The sequence below is a fragment of the Pseudorhodoplanes sp. genome (assembly GCF_035565855.1).
In the GTDB taxonomy this organism is placed as follows: Bacteria; Pseudomonadota; Alphaproteobacteria; order Rhizobiales; family Xanthobacteraceae; genus Pseudorhodoplanes.
This window is the reverse complement of record NZ_DATMRX010000080.1, coordinates 1-16,650: the sequence shown is the minus strand read 5'-3', so window position 1 is coordinate 16,650 and position 16,650 is coordinate 1. Positions and strand designations below refer to the sequence as shown.

The following is a 16,650-nucleotide window of genomic DNA, read 5'->3' as shown; positions in this document are numbered from 1 at the left end:
GGGATCGGCGTTCATCGTCAAGTCGATGACACCCCCGCGGGCGGCGGACCGGGCATGGTGATGCGGGCCGACGTGCTCGCTCGCGCCATCGACTCGGTCGGAGATGACGGGCGGCCCCGCCTTCTGATGAGCCCGCGCGGTCGGCCATTGACCCAGCGGCGGATCATGGAACTCGCTGCCGGTTCCGGCGCAGTGATCGTGTGCGGCCGTTTCGAGGGCGTGGACGAACGGGTGATACCCGCACGGAACCTCGAGGAGGTCTCGATCGGCGATTACGTTCTGTCGGGGGGCGAAATCGCGGCGTTCGTGGTGCTGGACGCCTGCGTCCGGCTCATTCCCGGCGTCATGGGCAAGGCCGCCTCGGCCGAGGAAGAGAGTTTCGCCGGGGGGCTGCTAGAATACCCGCATTACACCCGGCCGCAGGACTTTGAGGGGGCGCCGATCCCGCCGGTACTGGTCTCGGGCGATCATGCCAAAGTAGCCGCCTGGCGTCGGTCAGAGGCCGAGCGGCTGACGAAGGAACGGCGACCCGACCTCCAGCCTCAGGCGCCGGCGGAGGCGCGGCCCGAATTTCCTCGAAAAAAGGGGCCATCGAATGGGTGACAAGCCCGCCGCTTTCGATTAGAACCCCCGCCGAAACCGGACGTTACGTCCCCCTTTGCGCCCCATTTTTAGCCGTGCCGCGCAAGTCGGTGATGCGATGCATCGCTCGCCGAGACCCGGCGCCGCCGACCGATACGGAGAGACCGCCATGAACATCATCGAGCAGCTTGAACAAGAGCAGGTGGCGAAGCTCTCGGCTGGCCGCGAGATCCCGGATTTCGAGCCGGGCGATACCGTCGTCGTCAATGTGAAGGTGAAGGAAGGCGAGCGCACCCGCGTGCAGGCCTATGAAGGCGTTTGCATCGCGCGTTCGGGTGGCGGGCTGCACGAAAACTTCACCGTGCGCAAGATTTCCTACGGCGAAGGCGTAGAGCGCGTGTTCCCGCTCTATTCGCCGAACATCGACTCCATCAAGGTCGTGCGCCGCGGCAAGGTCCGTCGCGCGAAGCTGTATTATCTGCGCGGCCTGCGCGGCAAATCGGCGCGCATCGCCGAAGCGCAGGGCCGTCACGGCGGCGCGGAAGCTGCGAAGGAAGCCGCGGAGTAATTCTCCCGCCTCCTTCGGCCCGGTGCCCAAAGCGCCGGGCGATCTCGAAACACAACGACGGCCCATCCCGGTGCACGCGAGCGTCAGTTTGGCGCGCGCGCTCCGCAAGCTTCGTTTGCGGCTTCAGTCTGGAATGGTTATATCGGCGCTATGAATATGCGCGGTTTGACCGGGCCCTTTGCCTTCATATTGCGGGATCACGACCGTCTGCCTGGCCGGTTTTTCGGCCGCATGACGGCTTCGATCCAGGCCGGCCTTTGAGCGCCTGAGTTGCGCGCGCATCCCGCGCGCCTTGGCCCTGGCCGCCTTAACGACATCGATCACGAAACCACATCGATCACGCCGAGAATCGAAACATGAAACCCCGCACTCTCTACGACAAGATCTGGGACGACCACGTCGTCGACGAACAGCCGGATGGCACCTGCCTTCTGTATATCGACCGCCATCTGGTGCATGAGGTAACCTCGCCGCAGGCCTTTGAAGGTCTGCGCCTAACCGGCCGCAAGGTCCGTGCGCCCGAGAAGACGCTGCTGGTCGTGGACCACAATGTCCCGACCACGGATCGCAGCAAGCCCAATCCGGATCCCGAAAGCGCCGCGCAGATCGCCTATCTCGCCGAGAACGCCAAGCTGTTCGGCCTCGAATATTACAACGAGTTCGACAAGCGGCAGGGCATCGTTCACATCATCGGACCCGAGCAGGGCTTCACGCTGCCGGGCACGACCATCGTCTGCGGCGACAGCCACACCGCGACCCATGGCGCATTCGGTGCGCTCGCCTACGGCATCGGCACGTCCGAGGTCGAGCATGTGCTCGCGACCCAGACGCTGATCCAGAAGAAGTCGAAGAACATGCGCGCCATCGTCGACGGCAAGCTGCCGGAGGGCGTGACCGCGAAGGACATCATCCTCGCCATCATCGGAGAGATCGGCACTGCGGGCGGCACCGGCTATGCGCTGGAATATGCCGGCGAGGCGATCCGCTCCATCTCGATGGAAGGCCGCATGACAATCTGCAACATGTCGATCGAAGGCGGTGCACGCGCCGGCATGGTTGCGCCGGACGAGAAGACCTACGCGTATCTGAAGGATCGCCCGAAGGCGCCGAAGGGCGCCGACTGGGATCGCGCGCTGCGTTATTGGGAGACGCTGCACTCCGACGACGGCGCGCATTTCGATCACGAGATCCGGCTCGATGCCGCCAATCTGCCGCCGCTGGTCACCTGGGGCACGAGCCCCGAAGACGTGATCTCGATCACCGGCAAGGTGCCCAATCCCGACGACATCCAGGACGAGGCCAAGCGGCTCTCCAAGAAGCGCGCGCTGGAATATATCGGCCTTCAGCCGGGTACGAAGATCACCGACATCAAGCTCGATCGCGTCTTCATCGGCTCCTGCACCAACGGCCGGATCGAGGATCTGCGCGAGGTCGCGCGCATCGTGAAGGACAAGAGCGTCAACGCCAATGTCAACGCGATGATCGTGCCGGGCTCCGGCCTCGTCAAGGAACAGGCCGAAGCCGAAGGCCTCGACAAGATCTTCATCAAGGCCGGCTTCGAATGGCGTGAGCCTGGCTGCTCGATGTGCCTTGCGATGAATCCGGACAAGCTGAAGCCGGAGGAACGTTGCGCCTCGACTTCAAACCGCAACTTCGAAGGTCGTCAGGGCTTCAAGGGCCGCACGCATCTCGTGTCGCCGGCGATGGCCGCCGCGGCCGCGGTCGCCGGTCACTTCGTCGATGTGCGCGAGTGGCGCTGAACCGCTTCTCGCTTGGCTTAGGCTCACAGCGTAAAAAGGACCCGCTGCCTGCAGCGGGTCCTTTCATTTTCAACGGCATCACCACCAGAAGCGCGGACCGAAGCCCACGCTGATGACCGGTCCGCCCCAGAACGGGCGCGGACCCCAGTACGGGCCCGGTCCCCAAAAGACCGGACGCGGACGCCAGTAATAGCGCGGGCCCCAGTAAACCGGGCGCGGACGCCAATATACCGGCCCGCCCCAATAGGCGCGCCGCGGACCCCAGTAAGCGCGGGGCCCCCAATAAGCCCGGCGCGGACCCCAATAGGCGCGGCGCGGCCCGTGGAAGTGCCGGTGATAATGACGCTGCGATGAGAGTTCTGTCGCTTGCGCGAGAGCGCTCGCGACGATGGGCCCCTCACCTTTCGCGCTGGATTGTGCGTGGGCAGGAAGTGTCAGCAGGACGGCGAAGCAAGCCGCCGCTGATGCGACCGAGAGCTTGTGCATGGGTCAGGCTCCTAAACGTGGAACTCACAGCTCAACCCTCACCAACGCCTCTCTCCGCATTCGGTTTCGGCGGCCTGAACAGAAAAGAGCCCACCTCTCGGCGGGCTCTTTCATTTCCACTCTGCGACGGAGCTAGAACCAGACGCCGAGGCGCGGTCCGCCCCAGAAGCCGAAGCTTACGCCCGGACGATAATAGGGCCGATAATACCCATACGGCCGGTAATAGCCGTAGCGCGGACCGCGGTAATAGCCGTAACGCGGCCCCCAATGACCGTGGCGATGTCCGTAATGGTGCCCGCCATGATAACGGCGCGCGCTGATGTCGGTATGTTCAACTTGCGCGGTGTTGGTCACGCCGTTCGTTTGAGTCCGATCGGACGCTTGAGCCGGCATTGCAAAAACAGCTGCAAGCCCTGCCGTCGCGAGTGTTGCTGCCAAAACCTTCATACACACACACTCCCAATGTTGTGGTCGCCTCGTATCCCTAACGCGCGGGCTCTCCATCCGTTTCAGAAACACTGCGGAACTACGGTGCCAAAATAAAAAAGGCCCGCCTTTCGGCGGGCCTTCGTCATTCTTTATGAGGCCGGCTTAGTAGTACCGGTAGTAGCGATAGGGCCGGTAATAACGATACGGCCGATAATAGTACCGGTACGGCCGGTAGTAGCGATACGGCCGATAATAATAGTAGCGACGCGCGCTGATCTCGTCGTGAGTCACCGCAGGCGCCGCATTGCGCGCACCGTCCGCAGCCGCACTGGCGGGCGCGGGTGTCAACGCAACGAGAGCGCCAAACAAGGCGAGGAAGCCAAGATTTTTCAGCATGAAGGTCTCTCCAAGAGGTGAACCTGCCTCCTCCACCAGCTTAGACGCCGAGAGGCATGCGATTAAAGTCGTCCCCACACACACGTTACGCCAAGATGCGCGTAAAGTTAACCCCGCACCCAACGGCAACGCATCTGCGGAGTGATAACTGTGCCGCTCAATCTATGTTCGGTGGCGTACCAGTCGACACATTGTCGCACGTAACCTGGTCCCGGCCATGCATACGGTCCGGGCCGCGGATAATCATAGGCCGCTGGCCGATCCGGCGTGATTCGCACGCGCGGTCGCTGTCGCGATTGCGACGACCATTCGGTCATCGTGCCGGCCTGGATTCCGCCAGATGAAAAAACAATCGCGGAACCCGGGCCGGCGACAAGCGCCGACACCATCAATGCCGCAACGAGAGATTTGCGCCGCCCCTCAATCATGTTCGAACGCTACCCATTCGTCGGAAGACGTCAACTGTTTGTCTGCGGGGGGCCTGACCGCCTATGGTAGCCGGATGGAGCGAGACTTGGACAAGCAGCGCGCGGCGATCGCCGACCTTGCCCGGCTGCGGGAGGAACGCGACGCGCTCGGCACCTGGTTTGGCCGCGCCGGCGCGCCGCTCGACGCCGACGATGGCGATCGGGTTGAATTGTGGGGCCGGCGGATCGGCCGAACACTGAGCGTCGTCGCTTTTCTGGCTCTGGCCGTCTATCTCTGCGTCACCTATGTCCGCTGACCGCCCCGCAAGTCCGCTGGCAGACCCGCTGGCCTGGCTGCCCGTCACGTCGCCGTCCCTCGAGGATATGGAAGCGATCGCGGCCGATGCCTTCCGGCGACTGCCAGAAACCTTCCGCGCCCTGTGCGAAGGCGTGATCATTCGCGTCGACGATTTCCCCACCGCGGAAGTGGTCGCGGAAATGCAACTGCAGAGTGAGTTCGACATCCTCGGTCTGTTTCAGGGCGTCGGCTTGCCGTTCCGCTCCGAGAGCGCCCCTGCGCAGATGCCCAACATGATCTGGCTCTATCGCCGGCCGATCCTCGATTATTGGGCCGAGCACGAGGAAACCATCGGCGCCATCATCACCCATGTGCTGATACACGAGATCGGCCACCATTTCGGCCTGTCCGATGAGGACATGGAAGCGATCGAAGCCAGCGTCCAGTAATCGTCCACGCATCACTTGGAGAGTCATGCCATGCGCAAAAAACCGTGCCTGCAATCGTCCGACGTTCACAAGATGGCGGCCGCCTGCCGCGCCGAGGCCGAGAAGCAGAAATGGAACGTCACCATCGCGATCGTCGATGACGCCGGCATCCTGCTCTATCTCGACCGCATGGATGGGGCCATCGCAACCACCGCCGAGGTCGCGACGCTGAAGGCAAAGACCTCGGCCATCACCCGGCGGCCGTCGAAATTCTGGGAGGACCGGGTCAAGGAGCGTCCGGCCTTCATGAATTTCCCGGGGGTCCTGCAGATTCAGGGCGGCCTGCCGATCATGTATGAGGGCGAATGCGTCGGCGCGATCGGGGTGTCCGGGGTTCAGTCCCACGAGGACGAGCAGATCGCCAAGGCCGGGATCGACGCCCTGGGCTAGGGTGCCGCATGGCAGCCAGCCGATTTCGGCTGGTTTCGGGCGGGGTAGCGACTTGACCCGACCCCCCGCCCCCTGCATGACAACCAGGAATTCGGGGCTGCCTCAGGGCAGCCGGCATCCGGGTATGAGCACATGGAAAAATTCACAGTTCTGGAAGGCGTCGCGGCGCCGCTGAAGGTGGTCAATGTCGACACCGACATGATCATTCCCAAGCAATATCTGAAGACGATCAAGCGCACCGGGCTCGGCAAGGGCCTGTTCTCGGAAAAGCGCTACAACGACGACGGCAGCGAGAATCCGGATTTCGTGCTCAACAAGCCGGCCTATCGCAATGCCAAGATCCTGGTGGCCGGCGACAATTTCGGCTGCGGCTCCTCGCGGGAGCATGCCCCCTGGGCGCTGCTCGATTTCGGCATCCGCTGCGTGATCTCGACCTCGTTCGGAGACATCTTCTACAACAACAGCTTCAAGAACGGCATTCTGCCGATCCGCGTCACGCCCGAGGAGCTCGAGAAGCTGTTCGATGATGCCGAGCGCGGCGCCAATGCGACGCTGACGATCGACCTCGAAAAGCAGGAGATCCGCGGACCCGATGGCGGCGTGATCAAGTTCGACATCGACCCGCACCGCAAGCATTGTCTCCTGAACGGGCTCGACGACATCGGGCTGACGATGGTCAAGGAAGACAAGATCGGCGTTTACGAGAAGCAGGTCGCCGAACAGCGTCCGTGGATGTGATCATTGGTGATGCGCGGGCCTGACCCCCTCATCACCAAATGAGCCATTTACTCCGTTCGCTCCCGCGCAAGCGGGAGCCCAGCTCTGCAAGAACCAATTGCGCCAATAACTCGGGATCCCCGCTTTCGCGGGGAGGAACGGAGACACGTACTTTCTTTCTTTCCCTCCCCCCCATGAGCGAAGCGAACGGTGGGGAGGGTGGCGAGCGTCAGCGAGCCGGGTGGGGGGAAAACCCGAGCCGCATTCGATGGTGATGTTCAAAAAGCCCCCCCACCCCGATCTCCTTCGCTCCGCTCCGCTTCGCTTCGTTCAGTCGATCGACCCTCACCACCGCTTCGCGGGGGAGGGTGAGGAGCGCCTACCCCCGCGCCGCGATCGCGTCGGCGATGGCGACGGTACGCCGCGCGATATCGGCATGCATCCGCTCGACCATGCGCCCGTCGAGCATGATCGCGCCCTTGTCGGCATTTTCCGGCAGCTCGAATGCGGCGATGAATTTGCGCGCCTGCGCGATCTCCGCCTCGCTCGGCGAAAAGACACGGTTGCACGGCTCGATCTGGTTGGGATGGATCAGGGTCTTGCCGTCCATGCCGAGATCGCGGCCCTGTTCGCATTCGGCGACGAAGCCTTCGGCATTGCCGATGTCGTTATAGACGCCGTCGAGAATGGCGATCCCGTAGGCCCGCGCCGCCAGCACGCAGGTCGTCAGCCATGACAGCATCGGCGCGCGTCCCGGCACGAGCCGCGCCGAGGTCTCCTTGGCGAGATCGTTGGTGCCGAGCACAAAGCCGGCGAGCCGCGTTTCGGAATCCGTCGCCGCCCTGGCGATGTCCAGAATGTTGAGGATCGCGAATGGCGTCTCGATCATCGCCCAGATCCGGGTCTTCTTGTTGCAGCCCATGTCCAAAAGACGCTGGCCGACCATTTCGAGCTGATCGGAATTGTTGATCTTCGGAACGAGGATTGCGTCCGGCGCCGCCTGCGCGGCCGCCATCATGTCTTCCGCATGCCAGGGCGTATCGATGCCGTTGACGCGGATGAAGACTTCGCGCGCGCCGAAACCGCCCTGCTTCACCGCGGCCGCCACCTGCTCGCGCGCCGCCACCTTGGCGTCTGGCGCCACCGCATCCTCGAGATCGATGATGACGCCGTCGGCCGGCAGGCTGCGCGCCTTCTCGATGGCGCGGGCATTGGAGCCCGGCATATACAGAACGGAGCGGCGCGGTCGGATCGTCATGTCATTCCCCTGGAAACTCATAAAGCCTAGCGAGGCCTTTTATTCCATGCCAGCGTAACGCATGGGCGACAACGGCCGAAGCGATGCCAATCCGTGGCTTGCGGGCGTGGACGGCTGCCGCGCCGGCTGGATCGTGACGTTTATTCGTGCATCCGGCGATGAATTGCGCATTCGGGTGGTCCCGCATTTTGCGGAAATCCTCGGCGCCGCGGAGAACCCCGCCATCATCGCGGTCGATATTCCGATCGGATTGCCCGACCGGACTGGATATGGCGGACGCGTCGCGGAAAATGCGATCCGGCCGCTGCTCGGCGCGCGGCAATCCGCGGTGTTCTCGGTGCCCTCGCGCGCGGCCCTTGCGCAAACCGATTATCGCGAGGCCTGCACGATCGCGCTCGCGACCTCCGATCCGCCGCGCAAGATCTCCAAGCAGTTGTTCATGATCGCGCCGAAAATCCGGGAGGTCGATGCCTGCCTGCGCGAGAACGCCGCGGCGGCCTCCCGGACCTTTGAGGTGCATCCGGAAGCCGCGTTCTGGCGGCTCAACGGCGAGCGCCCGCTGACCGAGCCGAAGAAGGTCAAAGGAAGGCCCTACGAGCCGGGTCTCGCCCTGCGGCGCGATCTCTTGGCGGCCGCCGGCCTGCCGCCGGCTGCTCTCGCCGCCGCACCGCCACCCGGGGCCGCGGCCGACGACCTCCTCGATGCCCTTGCCTGCGCCGCGATCGCGCGCCGTATCCGCGCGGGAACCGCGAAACCTTTCCCTGATCCGCCGCCCGCGGATCGTTATGGATTGCGGATGGCGATCTGGGCGTGAATAACAGGCGGACAGGTCCTGGTTATTCCGGGCTCCGCGAAGCGGCGAACCCGGAACCCGTCGCCACGACCGGAAGTATGGGCCGCGCCTGACAGCGCGTCCTGGATGACGCAACGAGAAATCAGCGCATGAATTTTCCCGGCCGGCTCGTCGAAGGCTACACCGCGTTTCTCGCAGGACGGCTGCGCGAGGAGCAAAGCCGCTATCGCCAGCTCGCCGAAACCGGGCAATCGCCCGAGATCATGGTGATTGGCTGCTGCGACTCGCGCGTCTCCCCGGAGGTGATCTTCGACGCCGGACCGGGCGAACTCTTCGTCGTGCGCAATGTCGCCAATCTCGTGCCGCCCTATACGCCGGATGGCGCGCAGCGCGCGGTGTCGGCGGCGCTGGAATTCGCGGTGCAGGCGCTGAAGGTCAAACACATTGTCGTGCTCGGCCACGCGCAATGCGGCGGCATCCGCGCCTATGCGGAAGAAAGCGCGCCACTGTCACCGGGCGATTTCATCGGCCGCTGGATGGAAATGATCGCCCCCGCCGCGAAGGCGATCGGCCCGCGCGGCGATCTGCCGATCGCGGACTATCTGACGAAGCTCGAGCAATCGTCGCTCTTGACCACGCTCGACAACCTGATGACGTTTCCCTGCGTGCGCATTCTGGTCGAACGCGGCAAGCTGCATCTGCACGCAGCCTATTTTGGTGTCGCTACCGGCGCTCTCTCGGTGCTCGACAGGGAAAGCGGCGCGTTTCAGCCGGTGGCCTCGGCGGAACATCGCGCCGCGTTCAGCGCGGCAAGGTTTTAGCGCGCGTTCGCTTCGCTCAGTCGATCGACCCTCCCCACCGCTTCGCGGGGGGAGGGAAAGAAAGTGAAAGCTACGCCGCTTTCTTCTTCGCGGTGATCAGCTTGCGGTTAATCAGGCTCTCCGCGATCTGGACCGCGTTGAGCGCCGCGCCCTTTCGCAGATTGTCCGACACGCACCACAAGACGAGCCCGTGCTCGACGGTCGGGTCCTCGCGGACACGGCTGACATAGGTTGCGTCGTCGCCGGCCGCTTCATAGGGCGTCGCGTAGCCGCCATTCTCGCGCTTGTCGACGACGAGGACGCCCGGCGCATTGCGCAGTATCTCGTGCGCCTGGTCGACGGTGATCTCCTTCTCGAACTCGATATTCACCGCTTCGGAATGGCCGATGAAGACCGGCACCCGCACGCAGGTGGCGCTCAGCTTGATCTTCGGATCGAGAATCTTCTTGGTCTCGACCACCATCTTCCATTCTTCCTTGGTCGAGCCGTCATCCATGAACACGTCGATATGCGGGATGACGTTGAAGGCGATGCGCTTCGTAAACTTCTTCACCTCGAGCTCGCCGAGCGAATAGACGGCCTTGGTCTGGCGGTCGAGTTCGTCCATGCCGTCCTTGCCGGCGCCCGAGACCGATTGATAGGTCGAGACAACGACCCGCTTGATCGTCGCCGCATCGTGCAACGGCTTCAGCACGACGACGAGCTGCGCGGTCGAGCAGTTCGGGTTGGCGATGATGCCTTTCTTGCGAAAACCCGTGATCGCGTCGGCATTCACCTCAGGTACAATCAGCGGCACGTCCGCGTCGTAACGCCAGGCCGACGAATTATCGATCACCACCGCGCCTTGCGCGGCGATCTTCGGCGACCACTCCTTGGACACTGAGCCACCGGCCGACATCAGGCAGATGTCGACGCCGGAGAAATCGTAATGCTCGAGCGCAGTCGCTTTCAGCGTTTTGTCGCCGAACGAGACCTCCACGCCCTGAGACCGGCGCGAGGCAATGGCGACGACCTCATCGGCCGGAAACCGGCGTTCGGCCAGAATATCGAGCATTTCACGGCCCACGTTGCCCGTGGCGCCGACGACTGCGACCTTGTAACCCATCGTTCACTCTCCGAGGGAAAATTGCCGGTATTTCGCTGCCGCGGAAACCCGGACGGAGGCGCTTCTAAGCGAGAAACACAGCCGTGACAACGCCGGCCTGAAAGGCCGTCGAAGGAGGCTGTTCTTGGGGGTCGTCCAATCGCCGTTCGGAGCCAGAAGCGCTCCGCCGCAGCCTTTCGGGCGTAGCAATGAGGGAACCGCAGCGGCGAAGCTGCCGCGGCGCCTGGTGCTGCGCACGGACCTGAACCGCCGGCTGCGGGTCCTGCGGCTGCGCACCCGGCTGCTTTTCGGCGGTCTGGCCTGGCCGAGGCCGGCCGAGGGCTATGCCACCAGGGCCTTTGACTGGATCGGGCAGGCGATCGAGGCCATCAGCTGGAAGACCGCGCGAGCGGCCATTCGCGCGATCGAGTGGCGGCGGGTGGCGCTCGTCGCCAGCGAGCCCTTCGTTCTGCCGACCGAGTTCCGCGCCGCGATGGTGCGGATACTTGCCTATATCTGCGGGCTCGGAGCGCTGTCGCTGCTGGCGGCGGGACTGTTCAGCGAGCCGCGAAGCATGGCTCTGATGGAGCCAGCGCCCCGACCGGCCTGGATCGAGGTCGAAAAGCCATGGCCGGCGTTCCAGCAGGACATTCCCGGCTTCAGCGAAAGCGAAACCCAGTACGCCATCCGCCGGCATGCCGAAGGCGGGGGCCGCAAGGACATCCTGTCGTTTGGCGAGCTTGGCCGCACGCAGCGCTTCATGAGTTTCGAAATCTACCGCGCCGGCCGCGAACTGGCCGAATTCGGCCGTCCGGCCGACGATGTCCGCGCGCTCGCCTCCGAATATGGACGCGTGAGCCGCATGCACACCACGCTGCCGATACCGTCCAAGTTCGGCAAATTGCAGACCTTCGAATTCGCGATCGGTCCGTTCAGCAGCTACAATTGCATCGGATTCATCCGCAGCTTCGACGCGCCGCGCGTCCAGATCACCGGGCTGTCCTGCAACATGAATCTGCTGGTCGATCGCTCAGCCATTTCCTGCGGGCTCGACCGGCTGACCCTGATGTCGGCCGGCAGCGATCCGGAAATAGCGCGGCTGTTCGCGCAGGCAGAACTTCGCCGGAACTTCTGTGGCGCGCGCGACCACCTGCTCTATGCGACGCCGAAACGCCCCGGCGGCGACGTGACGCAACTGACGGCAGCAAAACCCCGATTGCGCGGACGCATCGCGCGATAGCGCGAGTGACTGGATGCCCGCTTTGGCGGGGCATGACAGGAAATGGGGGAAGCGCGGTCGCTGTGCGTCAGGCCGCGGATTGCGGGCGAATGCTCACCCCACCCGCACCCTGATGCGATGGATGGGGTTCGCGCCATACCCTTCCGGATTCCAGCGATTGGGGGCGAAAGGCTGCGACACGCCGCGGCTGTCGGTCGCTCGTGAACAGATTTCGAAATAACCGTCCGAGGGCAACGCGACGCGCGCGGTCCAGCGCCGCCAGTCATAGCGGTTGCGCGGCGCGTCGAGCGTCGCGTTGTGCCAGGTCGCACCGCAATCGATCGACACATTGACCTCGGCGACATCCTCATCGCCGGCCCAGGCCGCGCCGCGCAACACAAGTTCACGCGTGCCCGACGGAAAATGCATGCGGTCCGCAGGGCTGGTGACGATCGACCGTACCGGCATCGATTCAAGATCTTTGAAGTTCGACAGGTCAGGTGGTGCGCCCGGCTCCATCGGCGCGATCGGCACGCGATAGGAGGTGCCGCCCATCCCCGGTCCATCATGCACGCGATCGCGAATCCAGATGCGGGTCAGCCATTTCGTCGACAGCGACGCCGGCCAGCCTGCGATCACCAATCGCAGGGGGAAGCCGTGGATCAACTCAAGCGGCCGCCCATTCATGCCCCACACGATCAGATTGTGCGGCTCCATCAATTTGGCGATCGGTACGCCGCGCGACATCGCCTGGCGATCTGTGCCGCCGCTGACGTGAGGGTCGGCGCCGAAATGACCGCTGAACATCGCGGTCGCCTTCAGCCCGGCCGCATTGATGACATCGGCGACGCGCACGCCGGTCCATTCGGCGCAGCCGACGCCGCCATTGGTCCATTGATTGCCCGGCGCCGGCGGATTGAAGAACGAACGACCATTGCCGCCACACTCCATCACCATGCGCAACGTCACCGCCTCGAAGCGCGTCTTGAGTTCGCGCAGCGTCAGGACCAGCGGATTGCGAACTTCACCATCGATCGTGACGGTCCAGCTGTCCGGATCCGGCGTGCGGGCCGGAACAAGACCATTGTTGCGGATGAAGAACTTGCGCGTCGGCGTTGTGTCGTCATCGAGCAAGCTTTCCGGGGTTTCCATGACCAACGGATTGTCGCCGAGCACCACAAGGCTGTCGTCCTTATCCGCAATTCCCGGCATTCTCCCCCCAATAAAGCCCCTTTTCGCGGCGCGCTGTTATCCGCTGTCGCCAAGTCCGCGGTCAAGATGCGTGCGCCTGCGGCGTTGTGCACCGCGCGCCATGTCGCGAAGAAATTCGCACGACACGAATTTGATTCTGCATATCGAGTTGTGAGTGGCGGACGGCACAACAGCACAGAGCCGTGCGTCGGCATGACAACATGCAACTCATGACAGGGCCGGACGCGATCACGTCATCCGCTGGGATCGGTCCATGCGGCCGCGTTCGGCACCGGCTCAGGATACGCCGCGCAAGATCAAACGTGCGGACGCCTCCGGGGAGCGTCGCGTCATTTGCCGGTCGTTCGACCGTTCGACCGTCTTCACCATTTGTAACCCACCCTGAGGCATCATCATGCCGTTGCGTTTCGCGTAGCATCGCCGGACCACGTATTCAATAATTCTAATGCGTTGATATTCGTGGTCAATCCGCCACAACCGCGGCTTTCAAACGCGCCATGCGACGCCAGACCGAGCCAGGCCCTGTTGCCCGGAACAAAACGCGGCTAGAGTGATTTTGGATTGGATTCGATGAGGATAGCGATGCGCCTGCTCCTCTTGCCCTCCGCGGCTGCGGCCGTCATCGGCGGGGCTCTGCTGTTGACTGCGGACACCGCCGGCGCGCAAACGCGCAAGCGGCAGCAGGACGACATGTTTTTCTACACGAACGCGCAACGCGATTACCGGCACCGGCCGCGCACTCGCGTAGTGGTGCGTTCGCGATCCTATCTCGATCCCGGTCCGGAATTGCTGCCGGGCGAGTACAAATACCGCCAGTATGCGGAGCCCTACGGCTATTCGGCGATGGATAACGTCAATCCGAACCTGACGTGGAACCGCAATCCTTTCAACGGACCGTTCGACACGCCCGGCGGGCGTCCATGGCCCGGTCAGGTCGATTGGTGGTAAAACGGCCAAGCTTCGCGAATTGGAGCTTTCGCCTGCGAGCGCCCGATACCCAATCGGGCGCTCTTGTTTTTTGGACGAAGGATCGGCGCTGCGCTCTCAGCGGCGCACCGCAGTCCAGCGACCGGTACATCCACCATGTGTCCTGAATCCACCGGACGCACTGTTACCAGAGATCCGGCCCCATCCGACCGCGGATGATGAGACGGTGCGAACCGAGCCGTTGCTCGCCACGGTTCCGGTGACGCCGCCGCCGCCGCTGACACGTCCGCCGGACACAGCGACCGGGCCCGACGTGCCGCCGCAGCCGATATTGGTGACATACCAGATGCCATCATAGTTTGCCGGACGCGGCGCCGCGCGCTTGGGCTCCGGCGCGCTCCGGCGAGCAGGCGGAGCCGGCGCGCGTGCCGGCCGGTCGCGATCACCCGACACCGACTTTTCCTGGACGCCGATCGACCCGCCCATGCTGCCTTGCGCCAGCGCATCCACCGGCTTGAACAGTACCGGCGCGATGGCCATCGTCGAGGCCGCAGCGAGGGTGAAAACCTTGGCGAGCCAATCGCATTTCATCGCAGCGTCATCCCCCAGGCGTTACAAATCAGGACTTAGCAAATTCAAAATAAGCACGATGCATTAGCCGCGATATCCGGCCACGGCACAAGGCGTCTTAGCGCGCCGCCATCCGGCTTTCGCCGTCTGCGCAGGATGCAGCGATGATACGGCACTGTTTTCCGCGCTTGCCGCAATCGCCGAGCGCAGCGTCCTTTGCGCGCTGAATATCATCGCGCGTCGACAGCGCCCAGCTTGCATCGGAAGACGCGAAAGCCCCGCACGACGTGCCGAAGAAACTCACCTCGATCGCGCAAGTCGCGGCGCCGCATGTCTTGCGCGCGGCCTCGACGGCGGCCTTGCGGGTCTGATGATCCCAGGACATGCCCCATTTGCCCTCGGCCTTGCTGTAGACGATCGCACCCCAAGGCTTCAGTCCGCCTATGTCGCGCAGACGGCTCAACAGGCCGCGCGTCGGAGTCCCCGTTTGAGCAAGGTTGATTCGCGCCTCGAATTGCCTGATCGCGGCGCGCATCCGCTCCGCGGAAGCATCGACATCAGTGTCGAAATTCAGTTCGTACAGCCGTTCATTGACTTCGCGCAGCAGGCCCGGATCCTTCAGCGGCAATTTCTCGTCCGGAGCAATCGGCACGGCAGCCGCCTGTTTGACTTCCTGCAAGCTGATCCGCGCAATGTCGGCGAATGTCCCGTTCGGATAGCGGCGCAGATAGGCCTCGAACAATTGCGGATTCTTGCTGCTCTGAATCGAGTTCCAGAATGCGACTTCGAGGCCGGCCTGATCGGTCGCCACCGCCGGGTCCGGCCTCATCGGCTTGAAGTAGAATTGGCCCGTCAGCGAGGAATGCTCCCACGGGACCTGCTTGCCGCCGGTCGACTTCAAGACTTCGTTGCGTACCGAAATCATGACGTCGCTGAGCGGCATGCCCGGCTGTTCGATCACGGTGAGGAGCGCCGACGTGAACGGAGAATTTCGACCGTCGCCGTCGAGCGCCACGTTGCCCGGCTGCGTTGCAAAGGCGATCAGTGTCCCGACGCCGGAATCGACCTGGGCAAGGCCACGGCCTACCGCGACCGAGCGCGTCCCGCGCGACAGGCTCGCCGCCAGCGGATTGTCACGGCAGGCATCGAGGAAGACGATGCTGGTCTTTGCCTGACCTTCCATGAAGTTGAGCACGCGATTGAGGTCGATCGACCCGAATTCAAGATCGGCCTGCGTCCTGACCTCCGCATCGACCGGGAGAAGGTAGTTCTTGCCGCCGACCTGCAGGCCATGTCCGGCATAGAAGATCAGCGCGACATCCGCGCCTTCCACCTTCTGCGAGAACGCCCTGATGATGTCGCGCATGGCCTCGTGACCGAGGTCGATGCCGCGCAGGACGTCAAATCCGAGCCGCTGCAGGGCAGCGGACATGTCGCTCGCATCGTTGGCCGGATTCTTCAGATGCGCGGTGTGCTGGTAGCTTCCGTTGCCGATGACCAGCGCCACGCGCTTCTGCGCCGATGCTGGTCCAGCAACGAACAGCGCCGCGATCAGCAGCGCCCCAACGAAGACGGCTCGAAGACGCAACGGAAAACCCTCCACCCGTCTGAAATCCGGGTGGATATATACCGTCTTCGCCGGAATCGTGCGAGCGTCGCTGCCGGGCCGATCTACCCGGCAGCCTTCTCGATTTCTTCCGCGATCGCCGCGCCCATCTCAGCCGTGCCGACCGCCTTCTCGCCCCTGGCGGCGATGTCGGCCGTGCGGAGCCCACGGGCCAGGGCGGCCGAGATCGCGGCATCGACCAGGTCGGCTTCCTTGCCCATTCCGAAGGAATAGCGCAGCGCCATACCGAACGAGGCGATCATCGCGATCGGGTTGGCGACGCCCTTGCCCGCGATGTCGGGCGCCGAGCCATGCACCGGCTCATACAAGGCCTTGCGCTTGCCGGTCTTCGGATTGACCTCGCCGAGCGAGGCCGAGGCGAGCATACCCAGCGAGCCGGTCAGCATCGCCGCGACGTCCGAGAGCATGTCGCCGAACAGGTTGTCGGTCACGATCACGTCGAACTGCTTGGGATTGCGCACGAGCTGCATGCCGCCCGCATCCGCCAGCATGTGTTCGAGCTGGACGTCCTTGAACTCGCGATTGTGCACCTCGGTGACGACTTCGTTCCAGAGCACGCCCGACTTCATCACGTTGCGCTTTTCCATCGACGTGACCTTGTTGCGGCGCTTGCGCGCC

At 63.8% G+C, this 16,650-nt stretch carries 20 protein-coding genes; 11 read left to right on the top strand and 9 right to left on the bottom strand.

Translation table 11 applies throughout. The features are described from left to right. From trmD to leuC, 3 genes are all read left to right on the top strand, one after another. A partial coding sequence (gene trmD, locus VN004_RS04520) for a tRNA (guanosine(37)-N1)-methyltransferase TrmD (RefSeq protein WP_325607450.1) occupies positions 1-603 on the top strand: 603 nt, incomplete at its 5' end. 148 nt (positions 604-751) lie between these two features. Continuing rightward, positions 752-1,150, top strand: a complete 399-nt coding sequence (gene rplS / locus VN004_RS04515; RefSeq protein WP_325607448.1) for a 50S ribosomal protein L19 — start codon at positions 752-754, stop codon at positions 1,148-1,150. A 356-nt stretch (positions 1,151-1,506) separates the two neighbouring features. Beyond that, positions 1,507-2,910, top strand: a complete 1,404-nt coding sequence (leuC, locus tag VN004_RS04510; protein WP_325607446.1) for a 3-isopropylmalate dehydratase large subunit — start codon at positions 1,507-1,509, stop codon at positions 2,908-2,910. A gap of 78 nt (positions 2,911-2,988) precedes the next feature. Here the strand turns inward: leuC and VN004_RS04505 are convergent, their stop codons facing one another. The 3 genes from VN004_RS04505 to VN004_RS04495 form a co-directional block, all read right to left on the bottom strand. Next, complete coding sequence (locus VN004_RS04505; RefSeq protein ID WP_325607444.1) at positions 2,989-3,396, bottom strand: hypothetical protein; 408 nt, start codon at positions 3,394-3,396, stop codon at positions 2,989-2,991. Positions 3,397-3,528: 132 nt separating this feature from the next. Further along, the gene (locus tag VN004_RS04500; protein WP_325607442.1) at positions 3,529-3,750 is read right to left on the bottom strand and encodes a hypothetical protein; all 222 of its coding nucleotides are present in this window, start codon (positions 3,748-3,750) and stop codon (positions 3,529-3,531) included. 237 nt (positions 3,751-3,987) lie between these two features. After that, entirely contained in the window at positions 3,988-4,221 is a 234-nt protein-coding gene (locus VN004_RS04495; RefSeq protein WP_325607440.1) for a hypothetical protein, read from the bottom strand. Positions 4,222-4,735: 514 nt separating this feature from the next. On the opposite strand from VN004_RS04495, the gene VN004_RS04490 reads away from it, so the two are divergent. The 4 genes from VN004_RS04490 (at position 4,736) to leuD (ending at position 6,542) form a co-directional block, all read left to right on the top strand. Continuing rightward, positions 4,736-4,945, top strand: coding sequence for a hypothetical protein (locus VN004_RS04490; RefSeq protein ID WP_325607438.1), 210 nt, complete (start codon positions 4,736-4,738; stop codon positions 4,943-4,945). Then, positions 4,935-5,375, top strand: coding sequence for a metallopeptidase family protein (locus VN004_RS04485; RefSeq protein ID WP_325607436.1), 441 nt, complete (start codon positions 4,935-4,937; stop codon positions 5,373-5,375). The genes VN004_RS04490 and VN004_RS04485 overlap by 11 nt, the downstream gene beginning before the upstream one ends. A 30-nt stretch (positions 5,376-5,405) precedes the next feature. Continuing rightward, positions 5,406-5,804 (top strand): heme-binding protein, encoded by a 399-nt coding sequence (locus tag VN004_RS04480; protein ID WP_325607434.1) that lies wholly within the window; start codon positions 5,406-5,408, stop codon positions 5,802-5,804. A gap of 132 nt (positions 5,805-5,936) precedes the next feature. After that, entirely contained in the window at positions 5,937-6,542 is a 606-nt protein-coding gene (gene leuD / locus VN004_RS04475) for a 3-isopropylmalate dehydratase small subunit (protein ID WP_325607432.1), read from the top strand. 358 nt (positions 6,543-6,900) lie between these two features. Here the strand turns inward: leuD and VN004_RS04470 are convergent, their stop codons facing one another. After that, entirely contained in the window at positions 6,901-7,779 is an 879-nt protein-coding gene (locus tag VN004_RS04470) for a CoA ester lyase (protein ID WP_325607430.1), read from the bottom strand. A gap of 61 nt (positions 7,780-7,840) precedes the next feature. On the opposite strand from VN004_RS04470, the gene VN004_RS04465 reads away from it, so the two are divergent. Together VN004_RS04465 and VN004_RS04460 are read left to right on the top strand one after the other, a co-directional pair. Continuing rightward, positions 7,841-8,593: a DUF429 domain-containing protein gene (locus tag VN004_RS04465; protein WP_325607428.1), complete on the top strand. Its 753-nt coding sequence runs from the start codon at positions 7,841-7,843 to the stop codon at positions 8,591-8,593. Between the two features lie 128 nt (positions 8,594-8,721). Beyond that, positions 8,722-9,393 carry a carbonic anhydrase gene (locus tag VN004_RS04460; protein WP_325607426.1) on the top strand — a complete coding sequence of 224 codons (672 nt, stop codon included), beginning with the start codon at positions 8,722-8,724 and terminating at the stop codon, positions 9,391-9,393. A gap of 70 nt (positions 9,394-9,463) precedes the next feature. Here the strand turns inward: VN004_RS04460 and VN004_RS04455 are convergent, their stop codons facing one another. Next, positions 9,464-10,498 carry an aspartate-semialdehyde dehydrogenase gene (locus VN004_RS04455; protein WP_325607424.1) on the bottom strand — a complete coding sequence of 345 codons (1,035 nt, stop codon included), beginning with the start codon at positions 10,496-10,498 and terminating at the stop codon, positions 9,464-9,466. 226 nt (positions 10,499-10,724) lie between these two features. Between VN004_RS04455 and VN004_RS04450 the strand changes: the two genes are divergently transcribed. Further along, a complete protein-coding gene (locus VN004_RS04450) occupies positions 10,725-11,717 on the top strand; it encodes a hypothetical protein (protein WP_325607422.1) in 993 nt (330 codons plus the stop codon). A 93-nt stretch (positions 11,718-11,810) separates the two neighbouring features. On the opposite strand, the gene VN004_RS04445 is transcribed toward VN004_RS04450, so the two are convergent. After that, on the bottom strand, positions 11,811-12,908 hold the full coding sequence (locus VN004_RS04445; RefSeq protein WP_325607420.1) for a sulfite oxidase: 1,098 nt from the start codon (positions 12,906-12,908) through the stop codon (positions 11,811-11,813). Positions 12,909-13,490: 582 nt separating this feature from the next. Here VN004_RS04445 and VN004_RS04440 point away from each other — a divergent pair. Further along, complete coding sequence (locus VN004_RS04440; RefSeq protein ID WP_325607418.1) at positions 13,491-13,856, top strand: hypothetical protein; 366 nt, start codon at positions 13,491-13,493, stop codon at positions 13,854-13,856. A 96-nt stretch (positions 13,857-13,952) separates the two neighbouring features. Here the strand turns inward: VN004_RS04440 and VN004_RS04435 are convergent, their stop codons facing one another. From VN004_RS04435 to VN004_RS04425, 3 genes are all read right to left on the bottom strand, one after another. Beyond that, on the bottom strand, positions 13,953-14,426 hold the full coding sequence (locus VN004_RS04435; RefSeq protein WP_325607416.1) for a hypothetical protein: 474 nt from the start codon (positions 14,424-14,426) through the stop codon (positions 13,953-13,955). A 97-nt stretch (positions 14,427-14,523) separates the two neighbouring features. Beyond that, positions 14,524-15,993 (bottom strand): caspase family protein, encoded by a 1,470-nt coding sequence (locus tag VN004_RS04430; RefSeq protein ID WP_325607414.1) that lies wholly within the window; start codon positions 15,991-15,993, stop codon positions 14,524-14,526. Positions 15,994-16,076: 83 nt separating this feature from the next. After that, positions 16,077-16,650: isocitrate/isopropylmalate family dehydrogenase (locus tag VN004_RS04425; protein WP_325607412.1), on the bottom strand; the 574-nt coding region annotated here is incomplete at its 5' end.

Coding starts and splice junctions, on each gene's coding strand:
- VN004_RS04445 (WP_325607420.1), bottom strand. CDS start 12,908: ATGCCGGGAATTGCGGATAAGGACGACAGCCTTGTGGTGCTCGGCGAC.
- VN004_RS04470 (WP_325607430.1), bottom strand. CDS start 7,779: ATGACGATCCGACCGCGCCGCTCCGTTCTGTATATGCCGGGCTCCAAT.
- VN004_RS04435 (WP_325607416.1), bottom strand. CDS start 14,426: ATGAAATGCGATTGGCTCGCCAAGGTTTTCACCCTCGCTGCGGCCTCG.
- VN004_RS04460 (WP_325607426.1), top strand. CDS start 8,722: ATGAATTTTCCCGGCCGGCTCGTCGAAGGCTACACCGCGTTTCTCGCA.
- VN004_RS04480 (WP_325607434.1), top strand. CDS start 5,406: ATGCGCAAAAAACCGTGCCTGCAATCGTCCGACGTTCACAAGATGGCG.
- VN004_RS04505 (WP_325607444.1), bottom strand. CDS start 3,396: ATGCACAAGCTCTCGGTCGCATCAGCGGCGGCTTGCTTCGCCGTCCTG.
- rplS (WP_325607448.1), top strand. CDS start 752: ATGAACATCATCGAGCAGCTTGAACAAGAGCAGGTGGCGAAGCTCTCG.
- leuD (WP_325607432.1), top strand. CDS start 5,937: ATGGAAAAATTCACAGTTCTGGAAGGCGTCGCGGCGCCGCTGAAGGTG.
- VN004_RS04440 (WP_325607418.1), top strand. CDS start 13,491: ATGCGCCTGCTCCTCTTGCCCTCCGCGGCTGCGGCCGTCATCGGCGGG.
- leuC (WP_325607446.1), top strand. CDS start 1,507: ATGAAACCCCGCACTCTCTACGACAAGATCTGGGACGACCACGTCGTC.
- VN004_RS04495 (WP_325607440.1), bottom strand. CDS start 4,221: ATGCTGAAAAATCTTGGCTTCCTCGCCTTGTTTGGCGCTCTCGTTGCG.
- VN004_RS04455 (WP_325607424.1), bottom strand. CDS start 10,498: ATGGGTTACAAGGTCGCAGTCGTCGGCGCCACGGGCAACGTGGGCCGT.
- VN004_RS04485 (WP_325607436.1), top strand. CDS start 4,935: ATGTCCGCTGACCGCCCCGCAAGTCCGCTGGCAGACCCGCTGGCCTGG.
- VN004_RS04465 (WP_325607428.1), top strand. CDS start 7,841: ATGGGCGACAACGGCCGAAGCGATGCCAATCCGTGGCTTGCGGGCGTG.